The 25,982-nt window shown below is 64.5% G+C and carries 23 protein-coding genes; 13 read left to right on the top strand and 10 right to left on the bottom strand.

Translation table 11 applies throughout. The annotated features are described in order from the left end of the window. Positions 1 to 103: 103 nt before the first annotated feature. The 4 genes from P0204_RS00670 to P0204_RS00655 all read right to left on the bottom strand — a co-directional run bounded on the left by P0204_RS00670 (position 104) and on the right by P0204_RS00655 (position 3,726). Entirely contained in the window at positions 104 to 919 is an 816-nt protein-coding gene (locus tag P0204_RS00670) for an ATPase (protein WP_276220932.1), read from the bottom strand. Then, a complete protein-coding gene (locus P0204_RS00665; RefSeq protein ID WP_276220931.1) occupies positions 916 to 1,185 on the bottom strand; it encodes a DUF5827 family protein in 270 nt (89 codons plus the stop codon). Before P0204_RS00665 ends, P0204_RS00670 begins: the two co-directional genes overlap by 4 nt. 93 nt (positions 1,186 to 1,278) lie before the next feature. Continuing rightward, complete coding sequence (sod, locus tag P0204_RS00660) at positions 1,279 to 1,890, bottom strand: superoxide dismutase (RefSeq protein ID WP_276220929.1); 612 nt, start codon at positions 1,888 to 1,890, stop codon at positions 1,279 to 1,281. A 432-nt stretch (positions 1,891 to 2,322) separates the two neighbouring features. Then, positions 2,323 to 3,726 carry a cryptochrome/photolyase family protein gene (locus P0204_RS00655; protein WP_276220928.1) on the bottom strand — a complete coding sequence of 468 codons (1,404 nt, stop codon included), beginning with the start codon at positions 3,724 to 3,726 and terminating at the stop codon, positions 2,323 to 2,325. Between the two features lie 90 nt (positions 3,727 to 3,816). Here P0204_RS00655 and P0204_RS00650 point away from each other — a divergent pair, with 90 nt between their 5' ends. Together P0204_RS00650 and P0204_RS00645 are read left to right on the top strand one after the other, a co-directional pair. Further along, positions 3,817 to 4,611, top strand: coding sequence for an enoyl-CoA hydratase/isomerase family protein (locus tag P0204_RS00650; RefSeq protein WP_276220926.1), 795 nt, complete (start codon positions 3,817 to 3,819; stop codon positions 4,609 to 4,611). 72 nt (positions 4,612 to 4,683) lie between these two features. Then, the gene (locus P0204_RS00645) at positions 4,684 to 5,196 is read left to right on the top strand and encodes a winged helix-turn-helix domain-containing protein (RefSeq protein WP_276220924.1); all 513 of its coding nucleotides are present in this window, start codon (positions 4,684 to 4,686) and stop codon (positions 5,194 to 5,196) included. A 37-nt stretch (positions 5,197 to 5,233) separates the two neighbouring features. On the opposite strand, the gene P0204_RS00640 is transcribed toward P0204_RS00645, so the two are convergent. Continuing rightward, positions 5,234 to 5,515 (bottom strand): UPF0058 family protein, encoded by a 282-nt coding sequence (locus tag P0204_RS00640; protein WP_276220923.1) that lies wholly within the window; start codon positions 5,513 to 5,515, stop codon positions 5,234 to 5,236. A gap of 71 nt (positions 5,516 to 5,586) precedes the next feature. Beyond that, positions 5,587 to 5,802: a ribbon-helix-helix domain-containing protein gene (locus P0204_RS00635; protein WP_276220921.1), complete on the bottom strand. Its 216-nt coding sequence runs from the start codon at positions 5,800 to 5,802 to the stop codon at positions 5,587 to 5,589. Between the two features lie 231 nt (positions 5,803 to 6,033). Here P0204_RS00635 and P0204_RS00630 point away from each other — a divergent pair, with 231 nt between their 5' ends. Continuing rightward, positions 6,034 to 7,368, top strand: coding sequence for an isochorismate synthase (locus P0204_RS00630; protein WP_276220919.1), 1,335 nt, complete (start codon positions 6,034 to 6,036; stop codon positions 7,366 to 7,368). Further along, complete coding sequence (gene menD / locus P0204_RS00625; RefSeq protein WP_276220917.1) at positions 7,365 to 9,134, top strand: 2-succinyl-5-enolpyruvyl-6-hydroxy-3-cyclohexene-1-carboxylic-acid synthase; 1,770 nt, start codon at positions 7,365 to 7,367, stop codon at positions 9,132 to 9,134. Before P0204_RS00630 ends, menD begins: the two co-directional genes overlap by 4 nt. A gap of 17 nt (positions 9,135 to 9,151) precedes the next feature. On the opposite strand, the gene P0204_RS00620 is transcribed toward menD, so the two are convergent. After that, positions 9,152 to 9,604, bottom strand: coding sequence for a UPF0179 family protein (locus P0204_RS00620; protein WP_276220915.1), 453 nt, complete (start codon positions 9,602 to 9,604; stop codon positions 9,152 to 9,154). 32 nt (positions 9,605 to 9,636) lie between these two features. After that, a complete protein-coding gene (locus tag P0204_RS00615; protein WP_276220914.1) occupies positions 9,637 to 10,014 on the bottom strand; it encodes a DUF5820 family protein in 378 nt (125 codons plus the stop codon). Positions 10,015 to 10,449: 435 nt separating this feature from the next. Between P0204_RS00615 and P0204_RS00610 the strand changes: the two genes are divergently transcribed. The 5 genes from P0204_RS00610 (at position 10,450) to P0204_RS00590 (ending at position 19,776) form a co-directional block, all read left to right on the top strand. Beyond that, the gene (locus tag P0204_RS00610; RefSeq protein WP_276220912.1) at positions 10,450 to 12,522 is read left to right on the top strand and encodes a PrkA family serine protein kinase; all 2,073 of its coding nucleotides are present in this window, start codon (positions 10,450 to 10,452) and stop codon (positions 12,520 to 12,522) included. Next, positions 12,522 to 14,804, top strand: coding sequence for a PrkA family serine protein kinase (locus P0204_RS00605; protein ID WP_276220911.1), 2,283 nt, complete (start codon positions 12,522 to 12,524; stop codon positions 14,802 to 14,804). Before P0204_RS00610 ends, P0204_RS00605 begins: the two co-directional genes overlap by 1 nt. Further along, positions 14,795 to 16,108 carry a YeaH/YhbH family protein gene (locus P0204_RS00600; RefSeq protein WP_276220909.1) on the top strand — a complete coding sequence of 438 codons (1,314 nt, stop codon included), beginning with the start codon at positions 14,795 to 14,797 and terminating at the stop codon, positions 16,106 to 16,108. The genes P0204_RS00605 and P0204_RS00600 overlap by 10 nt, the downstream gene beginning before the upstream one ends. Continuing rightward, positions 16,105 to 19,326, top strand: coding sequence for a SpoVR family protein (locus tag P0204_RS00595; protein ID WP_276220907.1), 3,222 nt, complete (start codon positions 16,105 to 16,107; stop codon positions 19,324 to 19,326). The genes P0204_RS00600 and P0204_RS00595 overlap by 4 nt, the downstream gene beginning before the upstream one ends. A 63-nt stretch (positions 19,327 to 19,389) precedes the next feature. After that, the gene (locus P0204_RS00590; protein WP_276220905.1) at positions 19,390 to 19,776 is read left to right on the top strand and encodes a secondary thiamine-phosphate synthase enzyme YjbQ; all 387 of its coding nucleotides are present in this window, start codon (positions 19,390 to 19,392) and stop codon (positions 19,774 to 19,776) included. A gap of 10 nt (positions 19,777 to 19,786) precedes the next feature. Here P0204_RS00590 and P0204_RS00585 read toward each other — a convergent pair whose 3' ends face one another. Continuing rightward, positions 19,787 to 21,766, bottom strand: a complete 1,980-nt coding sequence (locus tag P0204_RS00585) for an AMP-dependent synthetase/ligase (RefSeq protein WP_276220904.1) — start codon at positions 21,764 to 21,766, stop codon at positions 19,787 to 19,789. A 74-nt stretch (positions 21,767 to 21,840) separates the two neighbouring features. Then, positions 21,841 to 22,239 (bottom strand): Hsp20/alpha crystallin family protein, encoded by a 399-nt coding sequence (locus P0204_RS00580; protein ID WP_276220902.1) that lies wholly within the window; start codon positions 22,237 to 22,239, stop codon positions 21,841 to 21,843. Positions 22,240 to 22,391: 152 nt separating this feature from the next. On the opposite strand from P0204_RS00580, the gene P0204_RS00575 reads away from it, so the two are divergent. The 4 genes from P0204_RS00575 to P0204_RS00560 all read left to right on the top strand — a co-directional run bounded on the left by P0204_RS00575 (position 22,392) and on the right by P0204_RS00560 (position 25,945). Then, complete coding sequence (locus P0204_RS00575; RefSeq protein ID WP_276220901.1) at positions 22,392 to 23,237, top strand: NOP5/NOP56 family protein; 846 nt, start codon at positions 22,392 to 22,394, stop codon at positions 23,235 to 23,237. Next, complete coding sequence (locus P0204_RS00570; RefSeq protein WP_276220899.1) at positions 23,234 to 23,860, top strand: fibrillarin-like rRNA/tRNA 2'-O-methyltransferase; 627 nt, start codon at positions 23,234 to 23,236, stop codon at positions 23,858 to 23,860. Before P0204_RS00575 ends, P0204_RS00570 begins: the two co-directional genes overlap by 4 nt. A 52-nt stretch (positions 23,861 to 23,912) precedes the next feature. Next, positions 23,913 to 24,995, top strand: a complete 1,083-nt coding sequence (locus P0204_RS00565) for a glutamate--cysteine ligase (protein WP_276220897.1) — start codon at positions 23,913 to 23,915, stop codon at positions 24,993 to 24,995. A gap of 395 nt (positions 24,996 to 25,390) precedes the next feature. Continuing rightward, positions 25,391 to 25,945 carry a winged helix-turn-helix transcriptional regulator gene (locus tag P0204_RS00560; RefSeq protein WP_276220896.1) on the top strand — a complete coding sequence of 185 codons (555 nt, stop codon included), beginning with the start codon at positions 25,391 to 25,393 and terminating at the stop codon, positions 25,943 to 25,945. The last annotated feature ends 37 nt before the right edge of the window (positions 25,946 to 25,982 follow it).

Genomic DNA, 25,982 nt, shown 5'->3' with positions numbered 1-25,982 from the left:
TGTAGTCCCGATCGGAGCGACTTACACACCGAGCACACTGCGTCGTGCGATCGGGTGTGTATCGGTTTCCACTGTGGCTGTCCTCGTCGGTTGTCTGGCGCTCTCAGTCGAAGGCGGTTGCCAGCAACGCGTCGTAGGCGTGGTCGTAGGCGTCGGCGACGGCGGCCGGGTCCGACTGCGTCTCGCCGTCCAGTGCGGGGAGCCGCACCGCGCCGATAGCGTCGATCAGGTCGACGACGCTGTCGACGCGCTGTTCGAGCTGGCCCTCCTCCGGGCTGCCGGTGGCGATCTCGCAGGCTTTCGCGTACCGACGGCCGTCGTAGAACCGCGCTCGGCCGGGCTCGACCACGGCGACGGCGTCGGGTTCGAACCCCTGGAGCGGCCGCGCCACGTCGCCGTAGGATTCGACGACGGCGCGGTCTTCCGCTGCGATGTCCTCATTGACATCGGCCAGTGCCTCGGCGTGCATCGCCTGCATGAGGTCGTTGAAATCAGGGATCGAGGTGACCCGTGGTGCCGCCGTCAGCTCCAGTCGATCGGTCAACGCTTCCGGGAGGTCGACGGTGCCGTTGACGACGAACTCGCCGTCCACGTCGGCTCCGACCCTGTCGACGACGAACTGCTGGTCCTCGCGGCCGAGGATACCTGTCCCACCGCCCGGCGAGGGATGCCACAGCCGGTGGATGGGGTTGATCTCCTCGGGGACGACCTCGCCGGGCGAGGCCGCGGCCAGTCGCTTCGCGTCCTTGCCGAAGAGCCGCCCCTGTTCGGTCGCGTAGACGACGTCGTCCTGGTCGAACCAGTAGTTGTTCCCCGCTCTGGGCTTGAACCCGCGAGCGCCAGTGTGTTCGATGAGCCCGACCGAGAAGGTCGTCTTCCCGGCGTCGACGCGGTCCGCGCCGGCGACGAGGAGTTTCATGAGTCCGCGAGCCCGTAGAGTCCGACCACGTCCTCGTCGTCCGGTTCGGCAAAGACCAGCGCGTCCTGGTTGTAGATCATCCACGGGATTGCCCAGTCGATGAAGACCGACTCGTTGAAGTCACTCAACTCGGCGTCCGCCGGCAGTCCCTGGAGCAGACGAGCCAGTTCCGGGATGGTGTAGAGCTTCTCCGGGTCGAGTACGTCGTCGGGTTCGTGTAACTGGAAGGGGAGAATCTCGTCGAACTCGGCTTTGTCGGCTGGCATACTCCTCGGTTGGCCGAGCGAGTGGGTAAATCTCTCGGAGTCGACGTGGTCGCCACTGGGGGACTCGCGCGATAAAAATGCAGGTGGGGAGCGTTACTCGAAGTGCCCGACTGCGGTCTGATACTGATCCGCGACCTCGTCCCAGTCGACGACCTCGAAGAACGCCGAAATGAAGTCGCCGCGGGCCGGACCGTAGTCGTAGTAGTACGAGTGCTCCCAGACGTCGAGGGCCAGGATGGGGTGTGAACCCCAGAGCGCGCCCTGGTCGTGCTTGTCGACGGCCACGTTGCGCAGTTGCTTGGCAACGGGGTCGTAGACCAGCAGCGCCCAGCCACCGGCGGCCGAGGCAGCTGCCTCGAACTCGCCCTTCCAGCCCTCGTAGGAGCCGAAGTCCTCCTCGATGCGGGCCAGCAGGTCACCCTCCGGCTCGCCGCCGCCGTTGGGGTCCATGTTGTCCCAGAACAGCGTGTGAAGGTAGTGTCCACTGCCGTTGTGGGTCACGTTCCCCAGCGCGCCGGCCGAGGAACCGAAGTTCCCCGACTCGCGGTTCTCGGCGAGTGTCTCCTCGGCGGCCTCCAGGCCGTTTACGTACCCCTGGTGGTGGGTGTCGTGATGCCAGGTGAGGACCTGCTCGGAGATGTGTGGCTCCAGCGCGTCGTAGTCGTACGGGAGCGGTGGAAGCTCGGGTTCGGAATGTTCAGTCATAGGAAATTCCTCCATCTCTTCAATGGTCCGGCGCCCTGTTAAACGTTAGGAGCGCCACGATATCACGCCACATGCACCCGCCGCCGTCCGGCGGTTCCGCCGACCGAGATACCGGCAGGCATCGCCGGAGGTGCTCCTGATCCCGACGGGATTCCGATATGTCGGATGAGCCACTCAATTGCGTCCCGTCGGCGTCGGGGAATTACCCGGGTGTCCTCGTCAACAAGAGGGTCTTCGCCGACGCTTACGCGTCGCCTGCTCCACGGCGCATCCCTTCGCCGTTCCGCCTCGATGTCTTCACTGGCGCTCAGGCATCGCCTCTCGCCCGCTCCGCGGTTCGTTCCTCACCGCTCCGCCGAGAGCCGACGCTTACGCGTCGCCTGCTTCACGGCTCATACCTTCGCCGTTCCGCCTCGATGCCTTCGCTGGCGCTCAGGCATCGCCTCTCGCTCGCTCGAACATCGTGATCGCCTCCTCCCGACGTTCGCTGTGATCGACGATCGGATCGGGATACTCCGGGGCGGCGTTGCGCCGCTGGGTCAGCGACGCCTCGTGCCACTCGTGGATGATCTCCGGACCGGCGTCCGCGAGTTCGGGGACGTAGCGTGTGATGTACTCGGCGTCCGGGTCGTACCGTTCACCCTGTGTCATCGGGTTGAAGATCCGGAAGTACGGCTGGGCGTCGGTCCCCGTCGAGGCCGCCCACTGCCAGCCGCCGTTGTCGTTTGCGGTGTCGTGGTCGACGAGTTTCCGCCGGAACCAGTCGTAGCCGTGTCGCCAGTCGATGAGCAAGTCCTTCGTCAGGAAGGAGGCGACGATCATCCGGACGCGGTTGTGCATGTACGCCTCCTCGCGGAGTTGACGCATCCCGGCGTCGACGATGGGGTAGCCCGTCTCGCCGTCCTTCCAGGCCTGGAGGTGGTCCTCGTCGTGGTCCCACTCGATGGGGTGGTCGTACTCCTTGTAGTTGGCCGTCACCACGTCGGGGCGGTCGAACAGGACCTGTGTGTAGAACTCCCGCCAGGCGAGTTGTGAGAGGAACTCCTCGACGGACTCCTCGCGGTCGCTACCGGGTTCGACCGCTTGTCTGGCAGTCTGAGTCTCCGCGTACACCTCTCGGATACCAATAGTACCGAACTTCAGATGTGCGGAGAGTCGGGAGGTACACTCGTCGGCGGGGTAGTCCCGGCGGTCGTCGTAGCGGTAGACGTCGTCGTCGAGAAACGTCGTCAGTAGGTCCCGGGCGTGTTCGGTCCCCGCCGGTGGAATGTCGGCCTCCGGGGCCTGGAAGCCCAGGTCGGAGAGGGAGGGGAGCGGGTCGCTCTCGACGGGCGCCAACGCGTCCGGGGTCGGCGGATCGTACGGATCGGCCTTCTCGCGGTCGTGCCACTTGCGCCCGAAGTAGGTGAACACGCTGTAGGGGTCGCCGTCGTTGGTCGTGATCTCCCCCGGTTCGTGGAGGACGGCGTTCTGGACCGCCGCGCGTTCGACGCCGGCGTCGTCGAGTGCGCGCCGGACGGCCGCGTCCCGCTCGCGCGCGAGGCCAGTGTAGTCTTTCCCCCAGGTGACGGACTCGGCACCGTACTCCCGGGCCAGATCGGGCAGGACCTCGCGTGGGTCACCGCGAGCGACGACCAGGTCGCTGTCCCGCTCGCGGTACCACTGTCGCAGGCTGTCGAGTGCGTCGAGCATGAACGCCACGCGGGGCGGCGCTCCGTGATCCAGCACGTCCTCGTCGAAGACGAACACGGGGACGACGGGGTCGTCCGCGTTCGCACGAGCGAGCCCCGCGTTGTCGGCCGCCCGCAGATCACGCCGATGCCAGTGAAGGCGCATACAGACCACTGGTCCCCGGCCCTTCAAAAGGTACTACCAAACCACTGTGGGGACACCAACGTTTTGCCCGGTCCGGGATTCCACAGGAGTATGTCGACCGACCCAGTGCTCCGCTCGATCGACGACGGGGTCGCCACCGTCACGCTGAACCGGCCGGACGTTCGCAACGCACTCGCCGAAGACACGGCAGTCGCGCTGGCGGATGCCTTCGGGGAGATCGAGGACAGCGACGCCCGCTGTGTCGTCGTCGAGGGAGCGGGCGAGGCGTTCTGTGCCGGTGGCGACATCGAAGCGATGATCGAGGGTGTCGCCGGCGACCACCCGGTGACCGAACGGATCGAACTCATTCGTTCGGCGATCAACGGGGCCATCGAGGCCGTCCACGACTGTCGCTTGCCGGTAGTCGCGGCCATCGACGGAGCGGCCTACGGTGCCGGTGCCGGGCTGGCACTGGCCTGTGACGTACAACTGGCCAGTCCCGACGCGAAGATCGGCTTCGGGTTCCGGCGGGTCGGCCTGGCGATTGACTCGGGCGTCTCGTACTTCCTGCCCCGTCTCGTCGGGCCGAACAAGGCCAAAGAGCTGGTGTTCACGGGCGAACTGCTGGACGCCGACACGGCCCGTGAACTCGGCATCTTCACGCGGCTGTTCGAGGCCGACGCGTTCGAGGAGGGCGTCGACAACGTGGTCGCCGACATCGCGGCCGGGCCGACGGTCGCGTTGACACAGGCCAAGCGGCTACTGGATCGAGGGACCGAACTGTCGTTCGAGCAGGCGCTGGACCGCGAGGTCACTGCACAGGGGATCGCTTTCACGACCGACGATCACGAAGAGGGAGCGACCGCGTTCATGGAGCAACGTGACCCCGAGTTCGAGGGTCGCTGACCCCACAAGGGTTTCAGACAGCGGTTCCCCAGCGGGCGTAACTATCAGGAGCCTTCCCACTGCAGATACCGTATGACCTCCGAGATGCCTGACAGGGAGTTCAAGGAGCGAGACGTCTACATCCTCCGAGAACTCGCGGCGGACCCACAGCGATCGTCGCGTGAGTTGGCCGACATTCTGGACGAACAGTACGGGATCGACGTCTCACACGTGACCGTCAGCGAATCGATCCGGGAGATGCGTGACGCAGGGGTGTTCAGGGAGGCGATCGTCCCCAACGAGTCGCTGTTCAACTTCGCGCTGTTCGAGTTCAAGTTCAATCCGGAGCACTTCGCCGACGCCTGGCACGACGCGATGGTCTACATCCGCGACGACCGACACACCCTCTTCTATTTCCTCTCGGACGGGGCCTACCAGTGGAAATCGGTGATGATGTTTCCCAGCCGTCAGGCCGAGTCGAAGTGGATCCACGAGTTCTACAAGCGACACGGCAACGTCGTCCAGAACGTCCGCAACTCCGTCGTCCACAACGTCCTGAAGTTCCGGACCGATCCGGAGCTGTTCACCGAGTTGACCGCAGAGTAGAAGAGCGCACAGAAGTAGAAGACCGCACGCGGACGGACTACAGTTTCCGCTCGGCGTCCTCGGCGAGTTCCTTCATGCGCTTGCCGACACGGCCGGCGTCGGAGAACTCGTCTTCGCTCATCGCGGTGGCGAGCCCGTTCCCGAGGACGAACACGGCGTGCTTGTGCTCGCTCTTGGATTTGTGGACGTCCGACGGACTGACGTCGAGTTCGTCGTACTGATCGAAGAGGCTCGGATCGACCGAATCCATCTCGTCGCGGAAGTACTGCATGATCGTGACCATCTGCTCGTGTAACTCCAGAAGCTCGTCTTTGTGCATCGTTGTCTGCTCTATGTGACGGGACGCGTATAAGAATTACTTGGGAAGAGCTGACAGAGTGTCACGTCCGTTCAGAAGACGTACTCGTCGTCGTGTCCCATCATCCCGTCCTCTTCGAAACCCGGTTCCTCCTCCTCGTCCTGTGGCCCGGACGTCTTGTACGCTTTCAACCCGGTCGACAGCAAGTCTTCGATTGCCTCCTCGCGGTTGAGGAACTCACCCTGGTCGACGAGTTGAGCGATCTGCATCTCCAGATGCTCCGGGATCGTGATCTCTACCTTTGGCATCGCTCTGTACGCTGGTTCGAGCAAGCCATATTTAAACCTGACGGGGGTATGTTTCGGAAACGCCCAGACTCTATCCACGAACCGAAACTATTGTTTTCAGTCAATAACCGAGAGTTTTCGAAAACAGTATCGGCTGCGGGCAGCTGTGGACGGCCCGTTCACCGGGCTGAATCCGTCCAGACGGGGTGGGTATAGTTAGGCTCAAAGGTACGGAACCCTAATCCGTGGTCGATGGAACCACTGCGTGGTGAGGAAGTGACGGTTGCCGAGACGACAGTCACCACACGTGGGTGTCCCGTCGACCACGCACCGGTGCGAACGGTCCTCGATACGGACACCCGACCTCGGTTCGCGTGGGCGACAGGAACTGAAACGGTCGCGGCCAGGGGTGCGGCTGCGACGATCACCGGCAGCGGCGGGTCACGGTTTGGCGACGTGCGGACAGCCGCTCGTAGGTTGTTCGACGATCACGACGTCCCGGAGACGCTCCCGAGCGTCGCCCGACCGCGACTGTTCGGCGGGTTCGCCTTCCACGACGGTGATCACGACGGGGAGTCACCCTGGGATGGGTTTCCCGGTGCAGGCTTCTTCCTTCCGGCGGTCCAACTGACTGTCCGTGACGGCGACGCCTGGCTGACCGTCTCTGCGACGGGGCCGGAAGCCGACCGGACGGCCGACGAGCGGCTCGCCGAGTGGCGAACGGAACTGTCGACACTCGCCGACGGGCCGCAGTCCGAACCGCCGGGAATCGCCGGGCGCGAACGGACCCCGTCCCAGTCGGACTGGCGTCGGCAGGTCCGGGCGGCCATCGAGAAGGTCGACCGGGGGGACCTCCGGAAGGTGGTCCTCGCACAGGCGCTTCGGGTCTCGCTCGACGCGGAGCTCTCGGTCCCGGACGTACTCGCCCGGCTGGCCGAGACCTACCCGGACTGCTACCGGTTCATGTTCTCCCCGGCCGGGGCGGGGACGTTCTTCGGCGCGACCCCCGAGCGGTTGGTCTCGGTCCGGGGACGGACAGTCAGAACCGAGGCACTGGCGGGCTCGACCGGCCGGGGTGAGACGCCGGCCGAAGACGAGTGGCTGGCGAAGGAACTCCTCGAAAGCGAGAAGGACCGCCACGAGCACCAACTGGTTGCCGACGCGATCCGCGAACAGTTGGCGCCGTTCGCGACCTCGATCCGGACCGGCGAACGGACCGTCCGACGGCTCGCGACGGTCCAGCACCTCCGGACCTCGATCACCGCCGAACTCGGCGACGACGAACACGTCCTCGACCTCGTCGAGGCGTTACACCCGACACCCGCCGTCGGCGGGCTTCCACCCGACGCCGCGCTGCGGACGATCCGCGATACCGAGGCGTTCGACCGGGGATGGTACGCCGCACCGATCGGCTGGCTCGACGGCAGCGGCAACGGGACCTTCGCCGTGGGAATCCGTTCTGCGGTCGCCCGGGACCGGATCGCGACCCTGTTTGCCGGGGCCGGGATCGTCTCCGACAGCGACCCCGACCGCGAGTGGGACGAGGTCCAACTGAAGTACCGGCCGATGCTCGACGAACTCGAATGAGTCACCCGAACGTCAACGCGCTCTGGGCGGAGACGCTCGTCGCAGAGCTGGTCGCCGGCGGCGTCGAGGCCGTCTGTGTCTCGCCGGGGAGCCGGTCGACGCCGCTGACGGTAGCGTTCGCCGAACACCCCGATATCACCGTCTTCTCACATCTCGACGAGCGTTCGTCCGCGTTTTTCGCGCTTGGACGGGCACGCCGAACCGGCCGACCGACGCCGCTGGTCTGTACTTCCGGCACCGCGGCAGCGAACTTCCACCCGGCGGTGATCGAGGCCGACCAGGCCGGCGTCCCGATGCTCGTGTTGACGGCCGACCGTCCCCCGGAACTCATCGACAGCGGCGCCAACCAGACCGTCGACCAGGAGAAGCTGTACGGCGACGCAGTCCGGTGGTACCGCGACATGCCCGAACCGGAGGCCGAACCACGCAAAGTCAGGATGCTCAGGACCACCGCGGCGCGGGGGCTGGCCGCAGCGACCGCCGCCGATAGCGGGCCGGTCCACCTCAACTGCCGGTTCCGGAAACCGCTGGAACCGACGCCGGTCGCGGCCGACGATCCGGCGGGCGTCCCCGACGACTGGGACGAGCATGGACTCGCCGCTGGGGGTCGGGACGGACCGTTCGTCACGACGGGCCACGGCGTTCCGACGCTCGACGAGTCGGATCAGCGGCACCTCTCCGAACGCCTGGCTGCGGCTGACCGGGGTCTACTCGTCGCCGGCCCCGCCCACGACGGCCTCTCGGCCGAGGGGTTGAGAGCACTGGCCGACGCCACTGGCTTCCCGGTACTGGCCGATCCCCTCTCGAACCTGCGCTTTGGCCCCCACGTCGAGGCCATCGAAGCGCCGGTGTGTGGCGGCTACGACGCGTACCTCGGCAGCGGTGCGGCCCGCGAGTGGCCCGACCCGGAGGTCGTCGTCCGCTTCGGGGCCTCGCCGACCTCCAAGCCGCTGCGACACTACCTCCGGGACGCGGACTGTCGGCAGTTCGTCGTCGACCCGGCAGGTACCTGGACGGAAGCCGAGTTCACGGCGACGGACCTCCTGATCGCCGACGAGGACGCGACGGGACGGGCGGTCGCCGAGGACGTGGAGACCCGCCCCGCCGAGGGATGGACGGAGCGGTTCGCCGACGCCGAGGCGATCCACTGGAGCGTCGTCGAGGACGCCCTGGCCGATACCTACTGGGAGGGTGGCGTGCTGGCGGACGTGACCGCCACGGCACCGGACCCGGCGACGGTGTTCGTCTCCAACAGTATGCCGATCCGTGATATGGATCGGTTCGGCCGGCCGCGGCGGGCGGACCTGACGGTGCTCGGTAATCGTGGGGCGAGCGGCATCGACGGCATCACCTCGACGGCGCTGGGGGCCGGCAGCGCCACCGAGGACCCGCTGGTCCTGGTGACTGGGGACCTGGCGTACTACCACGACATGAACGGGTTGCTGGCGCTGGGTCGGTGTGGGGTCGACGCGACCATCGTCCTCGTGAACAACGACGGGGGCGGGATCTTCCACATGCTCCCGATCGCCGAGCACGAGACCTTCGAGTCGCAGTTCAGGACCCCACACGGGTTGGAGTTCTCGCCGACCGGTGCCCTCTACGACCTCTCGTTCGAGCGGGTCCCCGACCGGGCGTCGTTCGTCGCGGCGCTGGAGGATTCGGTTGGATCGACGGGGACGCGGGTCATCGAAGTCCCCTTCGACGCCGGGAGCAGTCACGCAGTCCGGGACGAGCTCGAAGCGGCCGTGGGCAGTCGACTGGACTGAGACGACCTGCTGTCGTCTCAGGCGTCGTCGGGCGGTTCGAACTCCACCAGCGTGAGGTCCCGGTCCAGCAGACAGAAGTCGTGTGGCGGGTCGCCGACGATCGAGTCGATCCGGTACTCCTCGTCGAAGTCCGCTCCGGCGGGCTCGCAGTACCGGTGGCTCGGACATTCAGTGTGGGGACACGGGCCGGCCAGCGTCGCGGCGCTGCCGGCGTAGGCACCTTTCGTCGGGACGTTCGCTTTGACCGGGGCCGGCTCGACCTCGACGGCACGTACCCCGTCGTCGTGGACCGCACAGTCCAGGGTCTGGCCGCTCTGTCGGAGGTCGGTGATGCGGTACCGGCGACCCTCGGTGAGGTTGAGACACTGGTCCCGGTACGGACACCCCTCACACCCGCTCGCTTCGCCGTGATAGACGAACTCCTCGCCGACGGACGCGAGCCGAGTGCCGACGAGCGTTACCGTACTCATAGGGACTTGTAGACCACCAGGAGAGTTAAACGTCAGGAACGGCCGGTCCGGTCGTCGAGCTCGGCCAGGTACTCCTCGCGGGGGAGCTGATACAGCGACCGATAGTCGACCTCGCCGTTCGCGAACCGGTTGGCCAAGTCGACGGCACCGGCGACTGCGCTCTCGCGGTCGTCGTAGCTGTCGGGGTCTCTCTCGACTTCCGGCTCCAGATAGAGGGTGACGTACCAGGCCTCGCCGGCGCGCTGAGCGCCCGGTCGGCGGGTCCGCCTCCCGCGCGTGAGGTAGATCGTCGGCAGGCAGGGTGCGGGGAAGTCGTGGCTGTCGAAGACGTCGGGGCGGTAGACCAGGACCACCTTCTCGTCGGTCTCGTTCCAGACAGTCCACTCGTCGTCGAGGTCCGCGAATCCCATGCTCGGAAAAACGGTCCGACAGTCAATAATCCAGTGGTCGACGGGGTGGGTATTTAAACCCCGACGAACGAACGTGCCGTGTGGTACCACGACCCCTCTTCGCAGTCTCCGTATTAGGCCCGATATCGAGGTGTAAAGATGCGGTGTTTTATGGGTTACGGAGACAACCTTTTACGTGTGAATCACTCATACAATAAATAGTATCGGAAACAGTCACGCACTGTCATCCGTTCACAGATCGGGTGGAGCCGGCCCTGTCTCCCCCCGTTGACGACAAACTATGTCATGGTACAACGACTGGCCCGTGCCGACTGGCCGAGTGCCGCCCGCTCGCACGGAAGCCGAGTGTGGCGAGCCCCGTGTTACCGACACGGTACTGCGGGCCACCCCTGCGGAGTCCGGTGGTACTGACCGCGAGACGGACACTGTGATAGCATGAGCAAGAACAAAGAGACACTGGAAGCGCTGAGCGAGGAGTACCGGGACACGATACCAGCCGACCTCCGGCAGTCGAAATCGTTCGATTGGTACTTAGAGCAGCTGTACGACGAACCCCGGATCGCCCGGAACGCTCACCAGCGGGTGGCGGACATGTTCGACTACTACGGGACCGAGTACGACGAGGAAGCCGGCGTCGTCGAATACGAACTCGCCAGCCATGACCCGCTGAACGACGGCGAGAACACGTTCTACGGCCGGGTCGTCCACGAGGCGATCCACGAGTTCGTCAACAAAGTCAAGTCCGGTGCCCGCGGACTGGGTCCACAGAAACGGATCAAGCTCCTGTTGGGACCGGTCGGGTCGGGGAAGTCCGACTTCGACCGCCAGCTACGGCGGTACTTCGAGAACTACACCCGCCGTGACGACGGCCGGATGTACACCTTCCGGTGGACGAACCTCTGTGACGTCGTCGACGACCAGGACCCGGCCGACGACATCGTTCGTTCGCCGATGAACCAGGACCCGCTGGTCTTGCTCCCCCAGGAGCAACGCGACAGAGTCATCGAGGACATCAACGAGGAACTAGACGCCCCCTACACGATCCGCAACGAGCAGGCGCTGGACCCGGCAAGCGAGTTCTACATGGACGAACTGCTCGCGTACTACGACGACGATCTCCAACAGGTCCTGGAGAACCACGTGGAGATCATCCGCTTCGTCGCCGACGAGAACCGGCGACGCGGGATCGAGACCTTCGAGCCCAAGGACAAGAAGAACCAGGACGAGACAGAACTCACGGGCGACGTCAACTACTCGAAGATCGCGATCTACGGGGAATCTGACCCCCGGGCGTTCGACTACTCCGGGGCATTCTGTAACGCCAACCGCGGCATCTTCTCCGGCGAAGAACTGCTGAAACTCCAGCGGGAGTTCCTCTACGATTTCCTGCACGCCTCCCAGGAGCAGACGATCAAGCCCAAGAACAACCCCCGGATCGACATCGACCAGGTGATCGTCGGCCGGACGAACATGCCCGAGTACCGGGACAAGAAAGGCGACGAGAAGATGGAGGCGTTCAACGACCGGACCAAGCGCATCGACTTCCCGTACGTCCTCCAGTACGAGGAGGAATCGAAGATCTACCGGAAGATGCTCCGGAACGCCGACCTCCCGGACATCCAGGTCGAACCCCACACCCTGGAGATGGCGGGGCTGTTCGGCGTGTTGACACGCATCGAGGAACCCGATACCTCCTCGATCGACCTGGTCCAGAAGGCCAAGGCCTACAACGGCGAGATCGACGAGGCCGACGACATCGACGTCAAGAAGCTCCGCGACGAGGCCGAGAAGACCGCCGACATCGGCGAGGGGATGGACGGGGTCTCCCCACGGTTCATCGGCGACGAGATCGCCGAGGCGATCATGGACTCGATGCACCGCGATCGGCAGTTCCTCTCGCCGCTGACGACGTTCAACCACTTAGAGGGGAACCTCGAGAACCACGGCTCGATCGCCGAGGAGAACTTCGAGGAGTACTACCGCTACCTCGAACTCGTCCGCGAGGAGTACAAGGAGCGGGCCATCGAAGACGTCCGCCACGCGCTGGCCTACGACATGGACGAGATCCAGCGCCAGGGCGAGAAGTACATGGACCACGTGATGGCCTACATCGACGACGACACCGTCGAGGACGAACTCACCGGGCGCCAGCAGGAACCCGACGAGCAGTTCCTGCGCTCGGTCGAGGAGAAACTCAACCTCCCCGAGGACCGCAAGGACGACTTCCGCCAGGAAGTGTCGAACTGGGTCTCCCGGCGCGCACGCGAGGGAGACACCTTCCACCCGCAGGACAACGACCGCCTGCGCCGTGCGCTGGAACGCAAACTCTGGGAGGACAAGAAACACAACATCAACTTCTCGGCGCTGGTCTCCAGCGGCGAGATGGACGACGACGACCGCAACCAGTGGATCGACGCCCTCATCGAGCAGGGCTACTCCGAGGAAGGCGCCAAGGAGGTCCTGGAGTTCGCCGGCGCCGAGGTCGCAAAGAGCGAAATGGAGGAGTGATGACAGGCGAGGAGTACATCGGTCGGGCGGACGACTCACTGGATCGGGCCTACGAGGCCCCGATGAGCCTGGCCGAGTACGTCGACCAACTCCTCGAACGTCCGGAACTGGCCGCTCACGCCTCGAAGTACCTGCTCGACGCCATCGAGGCGGCCGGGACACGCACCGTCATCGAGGAGGGTGAGGAGAAAGAGCGGTACCGCTTCTTCGACGACCCCCACAACGACGGTGAGCACGCGATCTTGGGCAACACCGACGTGCTCAACGCCTTCGTCGACGACCTGCGGTCGATCGCGGCCGGCCGGGGCAAAGACGAGAAGATCATCTGGCTCGAAGGCCCCACGGCGACCGGGAAATCGGAGCTCAAGCGGTGTCTCATCAACGGCCTACGCGAGTACTCGAAGACGCCGGCGGGCCGGCGCTACACCCTCGAGTGGAACGTCGCCGGTGCGGGGGGCACCGACTCGGCGCTGACCTACGGCGACCAGCCCATCGCCGACGAGGACGACTGGTACGAGAGCCCCGTCCAGGTCCACCCGCTGACGGTGTTCCCCGAGGACGTCCGTCAGGACCTGCTTTCGACGCTGAACGAGCGGCTCGACGACCACATCCCGATCCGCGTCGAGGGCGACCTGGACCCGTTCTCCCGGGAAGCGTACGACTACCTCGAAGAGCAGTACCGCCGAAGCGGGACGGCGGACCTGTTCTCGGCGGTGACGGCGCCGGCCCACCTCCGGGTCAAGAACTTCGTCGTCGACGTGGGACGGGGCATCGGTGTTCTCCACTCCGAGGACGAGGGGACGCCGAAGGAACGGCTCGTCGGGTCCTGGATGCACGGGATGCTCCGCGAACTGGACTCCCGCGGTCGGAAGAACCCACAGGCGTTTAGCTACGACGGCGTCCTCTCGCAGGGCAACGGACTGCTGACCGTCGTCGAGGACGCCGGCCAGCACGCCGACCTGCTCCAGAAACTGCTGAACGTCCCCGACGAGAGTCACGTCAAACTGGACAAGGGGATCGGGATGGACATCGACACGCAACTCATCATCATCTCGAACCCCGACCTAGAGGCACAGCTGAACCAACACGCCGACCGTGAGGGCCAGGACCCGCTGAAGGCGCTCAAACGACGGCTGGACAAACGGGAGTTTACCTACCTGACGAACCTCTCGCTCGAGGCCCAGTTGCTCCGGCGGGAGTTGACCGACGAGACGAGCGTCTGGGACCCCGACTCCTGGGAGCAACTGGAGCGCTGGATACAGGAGCCACTGACCGTCTCGGTCCGGGACGAACTCGCCGGCGTGACCGAGAAGGAACTCGCCCCTCACACGGTCGAGGCGGCGGCGCTGTACGCCGTCGTCTCGCGGCTCGACGACCACTCGGTCCCGGACGGGCTCGACCTGGTGGACAAGGCGCTGTTGTTCGACCGTGGCTATCTGATGGAGGGCGACGAACGGGTCGAGATCGACGACTACGACCTGGAGACGACCGCCAGGGACGGCGACCACGGGATTCCGGTCACCTACGTCCGGGACGTGGTCGCGGACCTGCTCCACGAGACACAGGACCGCCACCACCCCGACCTCCCCGTCGAACACGTGGTCATGCCCCGTGACGTGCTCAACGCCGTCGCCGAGGGGATGCGCGAGGCGCCGGTGTTCTCGGTCAACGAGGCCAGCGAGTACGAGGAGCGAGTCGTGACGGTCAAGAACTACGTCTTCGGCCGGCAGGAACAGGACGTACTGGACGCGATGATGCGGGACAAGCGCGTCGACGAGGCGACAGTCGAGGCATACATCGAGCAGGTCTACGCCTGGGAATCCGACGAACAGATCGTCAACGACCGGGGCGAGTACGTCGACCCGGACCCCCTGGAGATGAAAGTCTTCGAGATCGAGCATCTGGGCCGGTTCGACGAGAAGAACTACGCCGGCAACGAGCCCGACGAGGCCGTCAAGACGTTCCGCACCGACAAGATCATCACGGCGCTGAACCGCCACGCGTGGCAGCGCCGGGACGAGGAGTTCCAGGTCGGCGACGTCTCGCCGACGGAGATCCCCGTCATCAACACCGTCCTCGGGCGCCACGACTGGGACGACGTCAAGCGGACCTTCGAGGATTTCGACCCGCGGCAGTGGGACGCCCCACCCTCGGGGACCGAGACGGCCCGACTGAAAGCGCAGACGATCGCCAACATGGTCGAGCTACACGACTACAGCGAGGCGTCGGCCGAACTGACGAGCCGACACGTGATGAACCAGGTGAGCTACAGATGGGATTGAGAGACGACCTCGAACGGTACCGCGAAGTGGGCGAGCAGCGCCGACAGGACCTCGCCGAGTTCATCCAGTACGGTGACCTCGGTCAGTCACGGGACGACGAGGTCCGCATCCCGATCAAGATCGTCGACCTCCCGACGTTCGAGTACGACCAGCGGGACAAAGGCGGCGTCGGACAAGGTGAGGGTGCCCAGCCCGGCGACCCCGTCGGGCAGCCACAGCCCCAGCCCGGCGACGGCGACGAGGACGGCGACCCCGGCGAGGAGGGCGGCGACCACGAGTACTACGAGATGGACCCCGAGGAGTTCGCCCAGGAGTTAGACGAACAACTCGGCCTCGACCTGGAGCCGAAAGGCAAGAAGGTCATCGAGGAGAAGGAGGGCGACTTCACCGACATGACCCGGACGGGGCCGTCCTCGACGCTCGACTTCGAGCGGCTGTTCAAGAAAGGGCTCAAGCGCAAGCTGGCGATGGAGTTCGACGAGGACTACGTCCGCGAGGCCCTGAAAGTCGAGGGCTGGGGGCCACAGTCCGTCTTCGAGTGGGCACGCGAGAACAACATCCCCGTCTCGAAAGCCTGGATCGAGGACGCCTACGGGGAGCTCTCCAGCGACGAGAAGAGCCGGTGGGACTCCATCGAGGAGATGGAAACGGCGGTCGACCAGGTCACGACCGCCCAGCGAATCCGCCGGGACGGCGTCGACGAAGTCCCCTTCCGTCGGGAGGACGAGCGGTACCGCTACCCCGAAATCGTCGAGGAACGGGAGAAAAACGTCGTCGTGGTCAACATCCGTGACGTGTCGGGCTCGATGCGCCAGCAGAAACGGGAACTCGTCGAGCGGACGTTTACGCCGCTGGACTGGTATCTCCAGGGGAAATACGACAACGCCGAGTTCGTCTACATCGCCCACGACGCCGACGCCTGGGAGGTCGACCGCGAGGAGTTCTTCGGCATCCGATCGGGCGGCGGGACCCGCATCTCCAGTGCCTACGAGCTGGCCGCGGCCGTCTTAGAGGAGGAGTATCCCTGGAGCGAGTGGAACCGCTACGTCTTCGCCGCCGGCGACAGCGAGAACTCCAGCAACGACACCGAGGAGAAGGTGATCCCGCTCATGCGGGAGATCCCCGCGAACCTCCACGCCTACGTGGAGACCCAACCGAGCGGCAACGCGATCAACGCCACCCACGCCGAGGAGGTCGAACGGAGCTTCCGGGACGCCGACAACGTCGCTGTCGCGTACGTCTCCTCGCCGGAGGACGTGGTCGACGCGATCTACGAGATACTCAGCACGGAGGAAGACGAATGAGCACCGACGACAGGATCACGAAACAGCGCATCGCCGCCGACCTCAAAGCACACGTCGAGGAGGCCAGCAACCTGGCCGAGAAGCTCGGGCTCTCGCCGTACCCGGTCAACTACTGGGTCGTCGACTACGACGAGATGAACGAACTCATCGCCTACGGCGGCTTCCAACAGCGGTACCCACACTGGCGCTGGGGGATGCAGTACGACCGCCAGCAGAAACAGACCCAGTTCCTCGGCGGGAAGGCCTTCGAGATCGTCAACAACGACGACCCGGCCCACGCCTTCCTCCAGGAATCGAACACGCTGGCCGACCAAAAGGCGGTCATCACCCACGTCGAAGCACACGCTGATTTCTTCGCGAACAACGAGTGGTTCCGGATGTTCGCCGACGGGATCACGAGCGGTCGCGAGGGCGAGCGGCGAGTCCGCAGCCCCGAGGCCGCGGAGATGCTCTCCCGGCACGCCGATACCATCCGGGAGTACATGCAAGACCCCGAGATCGAGCGCGCGGCGGTCGAGCGGTTCATCGACCACGTCCTCTGTCTGGAGGACAACATCGACCAACACGAGCCGTACGCGCCGGTCGAGACCGGGCCCGAGGAGTTCGAGGAACTGGAGGGCGTCGACGTCGCCGACCAACTCGACGAACTGGACCTCTCGGACGAGGTCAAACGGCAGGTCTTCGACGACGAGTGGCTCGACGCACAGAACGGCGACGAGGACGGCGTCTCCTTCCCCGCCGAACCGGAGAAGGACATTCTCGGGTTCCTGCGTAAACACGGCAACCGCTACGACGAGGACACCGAGAAGGCGACGGAGTTCACCGACTGGCAGCGGGACCTGTTGGAGTTGCTCCGTCGAGAGGCGTACTACTTCGCGCCGCAGAAGATGACAAAGGTTATGAATGAAGGGTGGGCCTGTGTCGCCCCGGACACCCGCGTGTTCACCGAAGACGGTCTCGTCACGATGCGTGATGTCGTCGACAGGCATCCCGATGTCTCCGACGGGGAGACGACCAGATCTGTGTACGATTCAAACGTTATCCGGAACCACGACACGGTGACGATCGAAACACGTCGGGGATTCGAGGTGACTGGGTCGAACAACCATAGAGTCCGTCGGCCAGACGGAGAATGGGTCCGTCTCGACGAATTAGCCGCCGGCGATAAAATCGAAGTCAGTGCCGGAAACGGGCTCTGGCCCGACGAGTACAAGTCTATCGAGTGGACCTCCAGAGAGTACACCACACTCGAAGATGTCGCAGACGAAGCCGGCGTATCAGTCTGGACGGTGATGCGGTACCGGAAGACTGGCTCTGCCGAACGAGCGGATGCCATCGATGCGGCATTGAGTGGATACGACGAGACCGCCGACGCCGAAATCAACCAGCGTCAACCGATCCGTGTCCCGGAGACAGTTACCGAGCAGTTCGGACGGTTCCTCGGTCTCTTGGTCGGCGACGGTCACGTCCCATCTGATTCCCGCCACGTCGGGTTCACATCAGGCAAGGAAGCCAACGCCGAGGAGTTTGCTGGCCTCTGCTCGGAGCTGTTCGGTATCGAGGCGACCGTGGAAGAACAGGACGGTCGCTGGCGTGTCTATGCGTACTCGCTACACCTTCGGGAATTGCTCACCGAGACATTTGGACTACCGACCGGCGTCGCGGCTGCGGAAAAGCGGATTCCGGAACAGGTACTCCAGTCGCCCAAACCAGTCGTCGCCGAGTTCCTCCGTGGGTTGTTCGACGCGGATGGCTACGCTGGCGAGCAAGGCGTGATTCTCTCGACGAAAAGTGATCAACTGTCGAAAACTGTACAGTTGTTGCTCGCGAACTTCGATATACTGTCTCGACGCCGGAAACAGACAGACGGCTGTTATCATATCCATCTCACCGGCGAGTCCGCCTCGACGTTTGCCGAGGAAATTGGGTTCGGCTACCGCGCGAAATCCGATGCCCTCGAACAGTATCTCGACGATCTCGAGTGGTTCGAATCGGAATCCTGGACGGACGAAGTGACGGCCGTGGAAACGGGAATCGGAGATGTCTACGATATCTCCGTGGAAACCACCCACCGCTACGCAGCAAGCGGATTCGTCAACCACAATTCGTACTGGGAGTCGGTGATGATGACCGACGAGAACTTCGCCGGCGACGACGAGTTCGTCCTCTACGCCGACCACATGTCGAAGGTGCTGGGGTCGGGCGGGCTCAACCCCTACAGCCTCGGGCTGGCGATCTGGCAGTACGTCGAGAACACGGAGAACCGCCGGGAAGTGATCGAACGGCTCCTCCGAACCGAGGGTGTCACCTGGCGGAACTTCCACGACGTGGTCGACTTCACGGCGGTCCAGGAGCAGCTCGAACCCCCAGCCTGGTTGACCGACGTGCCGGGCCACATAGCTGAACTGGACCCCGAAGACCACCGCGTCGACGCCGACGGACTGGCGGCCGCTCGGGACGACGAGTTCGACGTCGGGACCTACCCCTGGAAGGTGCTGACCTACGAGGGACTCTGTGAACGCCACTACTCCCTGATCCGGCCCCAGAACCGCGGGTTCGTCTCGAACGTCGGCCAGGAGGAACTGGAACGGGTCTCGCGGTATCTGTTCGAACAGGACCGCTACGACGATATCGAGGCCGCGCTGGCAGACGTCGACTACACGAGCGGCTGGGACCGCATGCGGGAGGTCCGCGAGAGCCACAACGACGTGACCTTCCTCGACGCGTTCCTGACCCAGGAGTTCGTCGACAGCAACGACTACTTCACCTACGAGTACACCCACGCCTCGGGCGATTACCGGGTCACCTCGACCGACCACGAGGACGTCAAGAAGAAGCTGATGTTGCAGTTCACCAACTTCGGCAAGCCGACCATAGTCGTCGAGGACGGCAACTACCGCAACCGCAACGAACTGCTGTTGGCCCACCAGTACAACGGCGTCATGCTCGACATCGAGCAAGCCAGCGACGTGCTCAAACGGGTGTTCGAACTCTGGGGCTACCCGGTGAACCTCCTGACGATCGTCAAGGAGTTCGACGACCACGACGTGGAAGTCGCGAAACGCCGGGACCGTGAACCGGAGCCCGAACCGGTGGGCAAGCGCATCCGCTACGACGGCGAGGCGGTCACCGTCGAGACGACCGACTGGTCGGAGGTCGAGCACCTCACCGCGACCGACATCGACTACGACACGAAACCCGACGACTGGCTGGCCTGAGTCAGTTCGTCCGTGTCGGTTTCCGTGGCAAAGCTACTCACGGGAGCGGTCCCAACAGTCGATATGGGACGCGAACGGTTCACCGTCGAGACCGACGAGCGGACGACCGTGGTTGACATCACAGACCACGTCGCGGACGCGATACCACCAGAGGCGGACGGGACCTGTACCGTCTTCGTCAGACACACCACCGTCGGTGTCACGGTCAACGAGGCCGAATCACGTCTGTTGGGTGACCTCGCGGAGTCACTGGTCGGGTTGATCGACGACGACGGCTGGAAACACGATGCCCTCGACGGAAACGCAGACGCACACGTCCGAGCGATGCTCGTCGGGCCGGACGTGACGGTCCCCGTCACCGAGGGGTCGCTGGATCTCGGGACGTGGCAGTCGGTCCTGCTCGCCGAGTGTGACGGCCCACGCGAGCGGGCGGTGGACGTGCGGTACTGACCGAGCGGCCTCACTCGCTGTAGTCGTCGCCGTAGATCTCCCGGAGTTTGGCCTCGAACTCCGTCCTGATGTTCCGGCGTTTCTTTTTCATCGATGGCGTGAGCAGATCGTTCTCGGCGGTCCACTCCCTGGGAACCAGTTCGAACTGTTTGATCCGCTCGACTTTCTCCAAATCGGCGTTACACTCGTCGACGGCGACCTGGACCCACTCCCTGACTCGGTCGTCGTCGCAGCGCTCGTAGAGGTCGTCGGGGAGGTCGATCCCTTCGGCGTCGGCCCACCGCTGGAGTTCCTCGAAGTTCGGCACGATGAGCGCCCCGACGAACTTCTGGTCGTCGCCGACCACCATCACCTGGTCGACGCGGTCGCTCGTCACGAACAGATCCTCGATAGGCTGTGGTGCCACGTTCTTCCCGGTCGAGAGGACGATGATCTCCTTGATCCGGTCGTGATAGATCAGATAGTCGTCGTCCGTCCGTTCGATGATATCTCCCGTACGGAACCACCGCTTGCCGTCGATCTCGGTGAACGCACGCTCACTGGGACCGGGTTGGTTCCAGTAGCCGTTGGTGACGTTCGGACCGCGGACGAGCAACTCCCCGAGTTCGCCGGTCACGTCGTCGAACTGGCTGGCGTCGACCACTCCAGTGTCGATACGTACCTCGACATCTGCCACTGGGACGCCCAGTGTGCCCGGTCGGATATCCTCCGGGGGGTTGGTCGTGATGACCGGCGACGTCTCCGTGAGCCCGTACCCCTCCAGGATCGTCAGTTCCATCCCGACGAACGTCTCACAGAGGGTCTTCGAGAGGCTCCCGCCGCCGCTGACCATGAACTCGATGTTGCCCCCCATCTTCTCCTTGACCGTGTTGTAGACGAGCGTATCCGCGAGGCCGTGTTTCGCTTCGAGGACGATACCTGGGTCCTCAGTCCGAGCGTACTCTCTGGCGACATCGACCGCCCAGTCGAAGATCCGTTGTTTGATCGGTGACTCGCTGGCCTGTTCGCTCATCCGGTCGAAGATCCGCTCGTAGACCCGCGGAACGCTTGCGCCGGTCGTCGGCTGGATCAGTTGGAGGTCGTCGGCGAGGGTGTCCGGGTGCTCGACGTACCCGACTGTCGCGCCGGAAGCGAACATGAAGAAATGCCCCGCGAGCCGTTCGAAAACGTGTGCGAGCGGGAGAAAAGAGATCGACGTCGAGTCGGAGCCGATCGCCGGGACGTCGGGGTGTTTGTCCGGTCTGGGAGCGAGCCGTTTCCGCGATTGGTTGACGTTCGAACGGAAGTTCCGGTGGGTGAGTTGGACGCCTTTCGGCTGTCCGGTCGTCCCCGACGTGTAGATCAGACTGGCCAGATCACTCGGATCACGATCGGCGAGCCAGGAGCGGTAGGTGGACTCCTCGAAGGTGGCGACCCCACGGTCGTAGAGATCTCTGAGCGTATAGATGTCGTCTCGATCGGACTCGTAGTCGTCGATCAGAACGATACCTTCGAGAGAAAGATTCGATTCCACTTCGAGCACCCGGTCGAGGAGGTCGGCGTTCTCGACGATGACGAACTCGGCGTCAGGGTCGTCGAGTAGGTATTCGACCTGCTTGGCCGACGATTCGGTGTAGACCGTCGTGATTACGCCGCCCGCAGAGAGCACTGCGAAGTCAGCGAGTGCCCACTCCATCCGGGTCGAAGAGAACAGTCCGACACGAGTGTCGTCTCTCACGCCGATATCCCGCAAGCCCGTTGCGACGTGCTTGACGATATCGTGCATCCGCTCGTAACTGATGGCTGCGTATTCGCCGCTCGGCGCCGAAGGGATGACCGCCTCAGTGAGTGATCGGTCGTACGCGCCGCCTTTGTACAGTTGCGCGTTGTCGTCGGCGTTGCGCTGGGCGGTCGCAGCGAACATCTCACCGAGCGTGTCGTCGCCGATAACTTCGTCCGTGTACTCGGTCTCCGCCGTCCGCCACCCTGGCGTCGACTCGGGGCCTACCATACCCCGTAATTCTATGGGAACAGACAAATATATACGGGGATTTCACGGTTCCCCGGTTGTCGAACGTTTCTCGATCACTCGCCGATTTCGATCTTGGTTCCTTCGTGGGAATCGCGTTCGAGGAGGAGTCGGACTTCGAGGACACCGTTGCGGTAGGTCGCCGAAGTGTTTTCGGGGTCGACAGCCGCCCCCAAGGAGACCGTCTCGCGTAGCGACCGGTGCCGCGCGGTGTGTCCGTCGCCAGCCTCGTGGTCGGCAGTGATGTGGAGTCGGTCGTCGTGGAGTCGAACCCCGATCTCGTCCGGTTCGAAGCCGGGCACGTCGGCAAAGACGACGATCGCCTCGTCGGTGCGTTCGACCCGGACACTGTCGCCAAAGCCGCGTCCGACGCCTCGGTCCCCACCGAACATACTGTGGCGCATCTGGTCGACGAATCGGTCCATGTTCTCGAAGGAGTTGTATCGTGGTTCCATGGCAGTACAGAGGGGATTCGAGGAGATAAAGTCGCAGTAACACGTGATAGCAGCGCGCTCTGTCGGATCTCTCGAAGATCGGAGTGTAGCCAAAACGGCCTCGACGGGCCGAAAGGATGACACCTATACGCCGGTGTGTCCAGACGTTACGTATGACAGAGGACACTGACGGCTGGTTCGCCGGGCTGGACCCCGACGACGAGCGGGGCGCCGTCACACGAATCAGGGAGGGCGGGGCCGAGACCACCGCCGACTGGCCGTCCCTGGCCGTCGAATCGGGGTTCGCCACGGACCGCGAGGAGTATTACGAGCGGCTGCAGGCGGCGACGACGGCCGCCGCCAGCGAGGCCGTCCGCGAGCGCGAAGGTGCGGACGATCAGCAGCTCGTCCACGCCGTCAGAGCGATGGCCGACTGCGAGCGGACCGCCAACGAACTCACAGAGCGGGTCAGCGAGTGGGGCGGGAGCCGCTACGGGGAGAGCGGAACCGGGATCGACTACGCCCGCGAGGTCGCGGCTCGGACCCCCGACGACGGGACCGACCGCGCCCTCGTCTCGCTGGCCGAACGGACCGTCGAACTGACCGAGGAAGCCGACTCGTTGCGAGCGTTCATCGAACGGGCCGCTCCCGCCGTCGCCCCGAACCTCTCGATGTTGGCCGGACCGGTGTTGGCCGCACGACTACTCTCGCTGGCCGGCGGGCTCGAAGCACTCGCCAAACAACCAAGCGGCACCGTCCAGGTACTCGGTGCCGAGGACGCACTCTTTGCCCACCTCACGGGCTCGGCCCCGTCGCCCAAACACGGGGTGATCTTCACCCACGAGTACGTTCGTGGGACCCATCCCGAGGAACGAGGGTCGGCCGCGCGGGCGCTGGCGGGGAAGCTCTCGATCGCCGCGCGGATCGACCACTACAGCGGCGACCGGCGGCCCTTCCTACAGGACGAACTGGACGAACGGATCGAACGGATTCGCGGCCGACGGGGTGAGGACCAGTGACACTCCCCGCCGGTATCGAACGACACGACTTCGACGGCGAGACGGGACTGGCGACGCGCGGTTCGCCAGTCTACGGCGAGCCGACCGACGGCGAGTGGCGCCGGTGGGACCCACACCGCTCGAAACTCGGTGCGATGCTGGAACTGGGGATGGACACCGGGCTGGACGGTGACGAGACGGTGCTGTATCTCGGGGCCGCCGCCGGGACCACGGTCAGCCACGTCGCGGACTTCGCCGGGCCGACCTACGCCGTCGAGTTCGCACCACGGCCGCTCCGGGAGTTGCTGTCGGCCGCCGAGGACAGAGACCACCTGTTTCCGCTGTTGAAAGACGCTCGCCGGCCGGAGACCTACGCCCACGTCGTCGAACCGGTCGACGTACTCGTCCAGGACGTGGCGACCCGCGGACAGGCACGGGTCGCCGCACTCAACCGGCAGTTCCTGACCGAGGACGGCCGCCTCCTGGCGGCCATCAAGGCCCGGAGCGAGGATGTCACCGCGGCCCCCGAAGCGGTGTTCGAGGACGTAGTAGCCGAACTCGACGACCACTACGAGATACTGGAGACCGACCGACTCACGCCGTACCACGAGGACCACCTCGGCGTCGTCGCACAGCCCCGATAGCGGTCGTCCAGTGACGGAAAACTTTAGCGCGTCGGTTCCGATTGTCGAGGCGATGGACGAGACGGGGTCGCGCGAGACGTTCACCCACGAGGGGACGCTTGGCATCGAAGAGGAGTTCTACGTCGTCGACGAGTACGGCCGTCCGACCTCGGGGACGGACGAACTCGTCTACGAGTCCGAGCCGCCGGCGGTTCTCGAAGACCGCCTGGACCACGAGCTGTTCAAGTGCGTCATCGAAACACAGACGCCCCGCATCGACGATCCGGGTCGGGCGCGCGAACACCTCTCGACGGTCCGTGACGCACTGGTCGACCACGCCAGCGATCACGGCTTCGGGATCGCCGCGGCGGGGCTGCATCCGCTGGCGAAGTGGCGCGAACTCGAACACGCGGAGAAGCCACGCTACAGAGCCCAGTTAGACCGGATCAAGTACCCACAACACCGGAACACCACGGCCGGGCTCCACATCCACGTCGGCGTCGACGACGCCGACAAGGCCGTCTGGATCGCCAACGAACTCCGCTGGCACCTCCCGCTGATGCTCGCGCTGTCGGCGAACTCACCGTACTGGAACGGCTTCGACACCGGGCTCCAGTCGGCGCGGGCGAAGATCTTCGAGGGGTTACCAAACACCGGGATGCCGACGGCCTTCGAGGATTACGAGGCGTTCGAGCGCTACGAGCGACGGATGATCGAGACCGGAAGCATCGACGACCGGGGAGAACTCTGGTTCGACGTTCGGCCCCACTCGGGACTCGGGACGGTCGAGGTCCGTGCGCCCGACGGACAGGCCGATCCGGATCGGGTGATGGCCTTCGTCGAGTACACGCACGCCCTGGTCGCGGACCTCGGTGCTCGCTACGAGGACGGCGAGTCCGGGACCGCGATGGGCCGAGAACTGTTAGACGAGAGCAAGTGGCGGGCGATCAGGCACGGCCGAGACGCCGAGCTACTGGTGCCGGACGAGGAAGACCCACAAGCAGTCGAGACACTCGTCCAGCGTGAGTCTGACCGCCTCGGCGTCGACGGCCTCCGTCGGCTCGTAGACGCGGAGAGCGGTGCGAGTCAGCAGCGACGGCTCCGGTCGGACAGTGTCGTCGAGTTGTGCCACTCGCTTCGTCTGGACGAACAGTAGAACACCGGCATCTCGGACGTGAGACGGATGCCAGTCACCCCCCAGTGACGTTCCGTCGGTCGTTCGCTCCACCAGCCCTGTGTGCCGGTCCACTGTCACAGTGGCACTCACTGCGGACCGTCTCTGCACCGGTTCCGATACGGCGCAGGACGGTGCCTGTCGTCAGGACGACCAGCGTGCCATGCGACACCCTGTACTATTGACCAAGACAGTAAAATACCACAGGGAGACTCTCAGCGCCGATAGCCAGCCGGGGAAAATGCCGCTATTTATATGTGAGATTACTGGTGGGTATGAGGTGAGCGGGACGGGCCGACCAGTTCGGTCGGGACGGCCCGACTGAGAGGGAGAGGGTTTTTCATCGGCGGCACCTTTTGTCCTCGTAGAGGCAACGCATGACAATCGACGACGAAACACCGGACGAGCGAGACGAAGAAACCGACGACGAAGTACGAAACCGGATCGAACAGGAGGCCGACCGTGCTGTCGAACAGTTCGACGAAGGGCTCGTCGACTTACTCTCCTGGCTACTCGATACGGAGACGCGTTCGCGGATCTACGTCAACCTCCGGAAGAACCCGGGGAGTACGAGCGACGAGGTAGCCGACGGGACCGGGCTCTACCCGAGTACGGTTCGGGAAGCGCTGGCTGCGCTCCACGACGAGGACATCGTGACCCGGGAGAAACGCGAGAGCGACGGCGCGGGGAACAACCCCTATGAGTACAGTGCAATCGCACCGAGCGAACTGGTCAACACAGCTGTCGAGGACGTCCAATCGAGGCTCAATACAGTCTTCAACCTGGACGACTATCTCGATCGGGACGGTGGACCACTGCCGGACACAGGGTCAGCGGATAGTTCCGATCCGGTGACGATCTCGGTCGAGGACGCGGACCCGGACGACGACGAGGACGACGATTCGGACGACGACGACGAAGCGACGCCCTGAGACGTATCCACTCGGAGGGGGAAAGTCGACACGACTA

The sequence above is a fragment of the Haloarcula halophila genome (assembly GCF_029278565.1).
GTDB classification, from domain to species: domain Archaea; phylum Halobacteriota; class Halobacteria; order Halobacteriales; family Haloarculaceae; genus Haloarcula; species Haloarcula halophila.
Note: the sequence above shows the minus strand (reverse complement) of the source record. Positions and strands in the feature narration are given on the sequence as shown.

What these genes read in the sequence shown, in the direction of transcription:
- P0204_RS00635 (WP_276220921.1), bottom strand. Translation starts at nt 5,802, where the DNA reads ATGCCAAAGGTAGAGATCACGATCCCGGAGCATCTGGAGATGCAGATC.
- P0204_RS00665 (WP_276220931.1), bottom strand. Translation starts at nt 1,185, where the DNA reads ATGCCAGCCGACAAAGCCGAGTTCGACGAGATTCTCCCCTTCCAGTTA.
- P0204_RS00615 (WP_276220914.1), bottom strand. Translation starts at nt 10,014, where the DNA reads ATGGGATTCGCGGACCTCGACGACGAGTGGACTGTCTGGAACGAGACC.
- P0204_RS00610 (WP_276220912.1), top strand. Translation starts at nt 10,450, where the DNA reads ATGAGCAAGAACAAAGAGACACTGGAAGCGCTGAGCGAGGAGTACCGG.
- P0204_RS00605 (WP_276220911.1), top strand. Translation starts at nt 12,522, where the DNA reads ATGACAGGCGAGGAGTACATCGGTCGGGCGGACGACTCACTGGATCGG.
- P0204_RS00655 (WP_276220928.1), bottom strand. Translation starts at nt 3,726, where the DNA reads ATGCGCCTTCACTGGCATCGGCGTGATCTGCGGGCGGCCGACAACGCG.
- P0204_RS00560 (WP_276220896.1), top strand. Translation starts at nt 25,391, where the DNA reads ATGACAATCGACGACGAAACACCGGACGAGCGAGACGAAGAAACCGAC.
- P0204_RS00670 (WP_276220932.1), bottom strand. Translation starts at nt 919, where the DNA reads ATGAAACTCCTCGTCGCCGGCGCGGACCGCGTCGACGCCGGGAAGACG.
- sod (WP_276220929.1), bottom strand. Translation starts at nt 1,890, where the DNA reads ATGACTGAACATTCCGAACCCGAGCTTCCACCGCTCCCGTACGACTAC.
- P0204_RS00580 (WP_276220902.1), bottom strand. Translation starts at nt 22,239, where the DNA reads ATGGAACCACGATACAACTCCTTCGAGAACATGGACCGATTCGTCGAC.
- P0204_RS00565 (WP_276220897.1), top strand. Translation starts at nt 23,913, where the DNA reads ATGGACGAGACGGGGTCGCGCGAGACGTTCACCCACGAGGGGACGCTT.
- P0204_RS00620 (WP_276220915.1), bottom strand. Translation starts at nt 9,604, where the DNA reads ATGAGTACGGTAACGCTCGTCGGCACTCGGCTCGCGTCCGTCGGCGAG.
- P0204_RS00600 (WP_276220909.1), top strand. Translation starts at nt 14,795, where the DNA reads ATGGGATTGAGAGACGACCTCGAACGGTACCGCGAAGTGGGCGAGCAG.
- menD (WP_276220917.1), top strand. Translation starts at nt 7,365, where the DNA reads ATGAGTCACCCGAACGTCAACGCGCTCTGGGCGGAGACGCTCGTCGCA.
- P0204_RS00640 (WP_276220923.1), bottom strand. Translation starts at nt 5,515, where the DNA reads ATGCACAAAGACGAGCTTCTGGAGTTACACGAGCAGATGGTCACGATC.
- P0204_RS00595 (WP_276220907.1), top strand. Translation starts at nt 16,105, where the DNA reads ATGAGCACCGACGACAGGATCACGAAACAGCGCATCGCCGCCGACCTC.
- P0204_RS00630 (WP_276220919.1), top strand. Translation starts at nt 6,034, where the DNA reads ATGGAACCACTGCGTGGTGAGGAAGTGACGGTTGCCGAGACGACAGTC.
- P0204_RS00650 (WP_276220926.1), top strand. Translation starts at nt 3,817, where the DNA reads ATGTCGACCGACCCAGTGCTCCGCTCGATCGACGACGGGGTCGCCACC.
- P0204_RS00575 (WP_276220901.1), top strand. Translation starts at nt 22,392, where the DNA reads ATGACAGAGGACACTGACGGCTGGTTCGCCGGGCTGGACCCCGACGAC.
- P0204_RS00585 (WP_276220904.1), bottom strand. Translation starts at nt 21,766, where the DNA reads ATGGTAGGCCCCGAGTCGACGCCAGGGTGGCGGACGGCGGAGACCGAG.
- P0204_RS00645 (WP_276220924.1), top strand. Translation starts at nt 4,684, where the DNA reads ATGACCTCCGAGATGCCTGACAGGGAGTTCAAGGAGCGAGACGTCTAC.
- P0204_RS00590 (WP_276220905.1), top strand. Translation starts at nt 19,390, where the DNA reads ATGGGACGCGAACGGTTCACCGTCGAGACCGACGAGCGGACGACCGTG.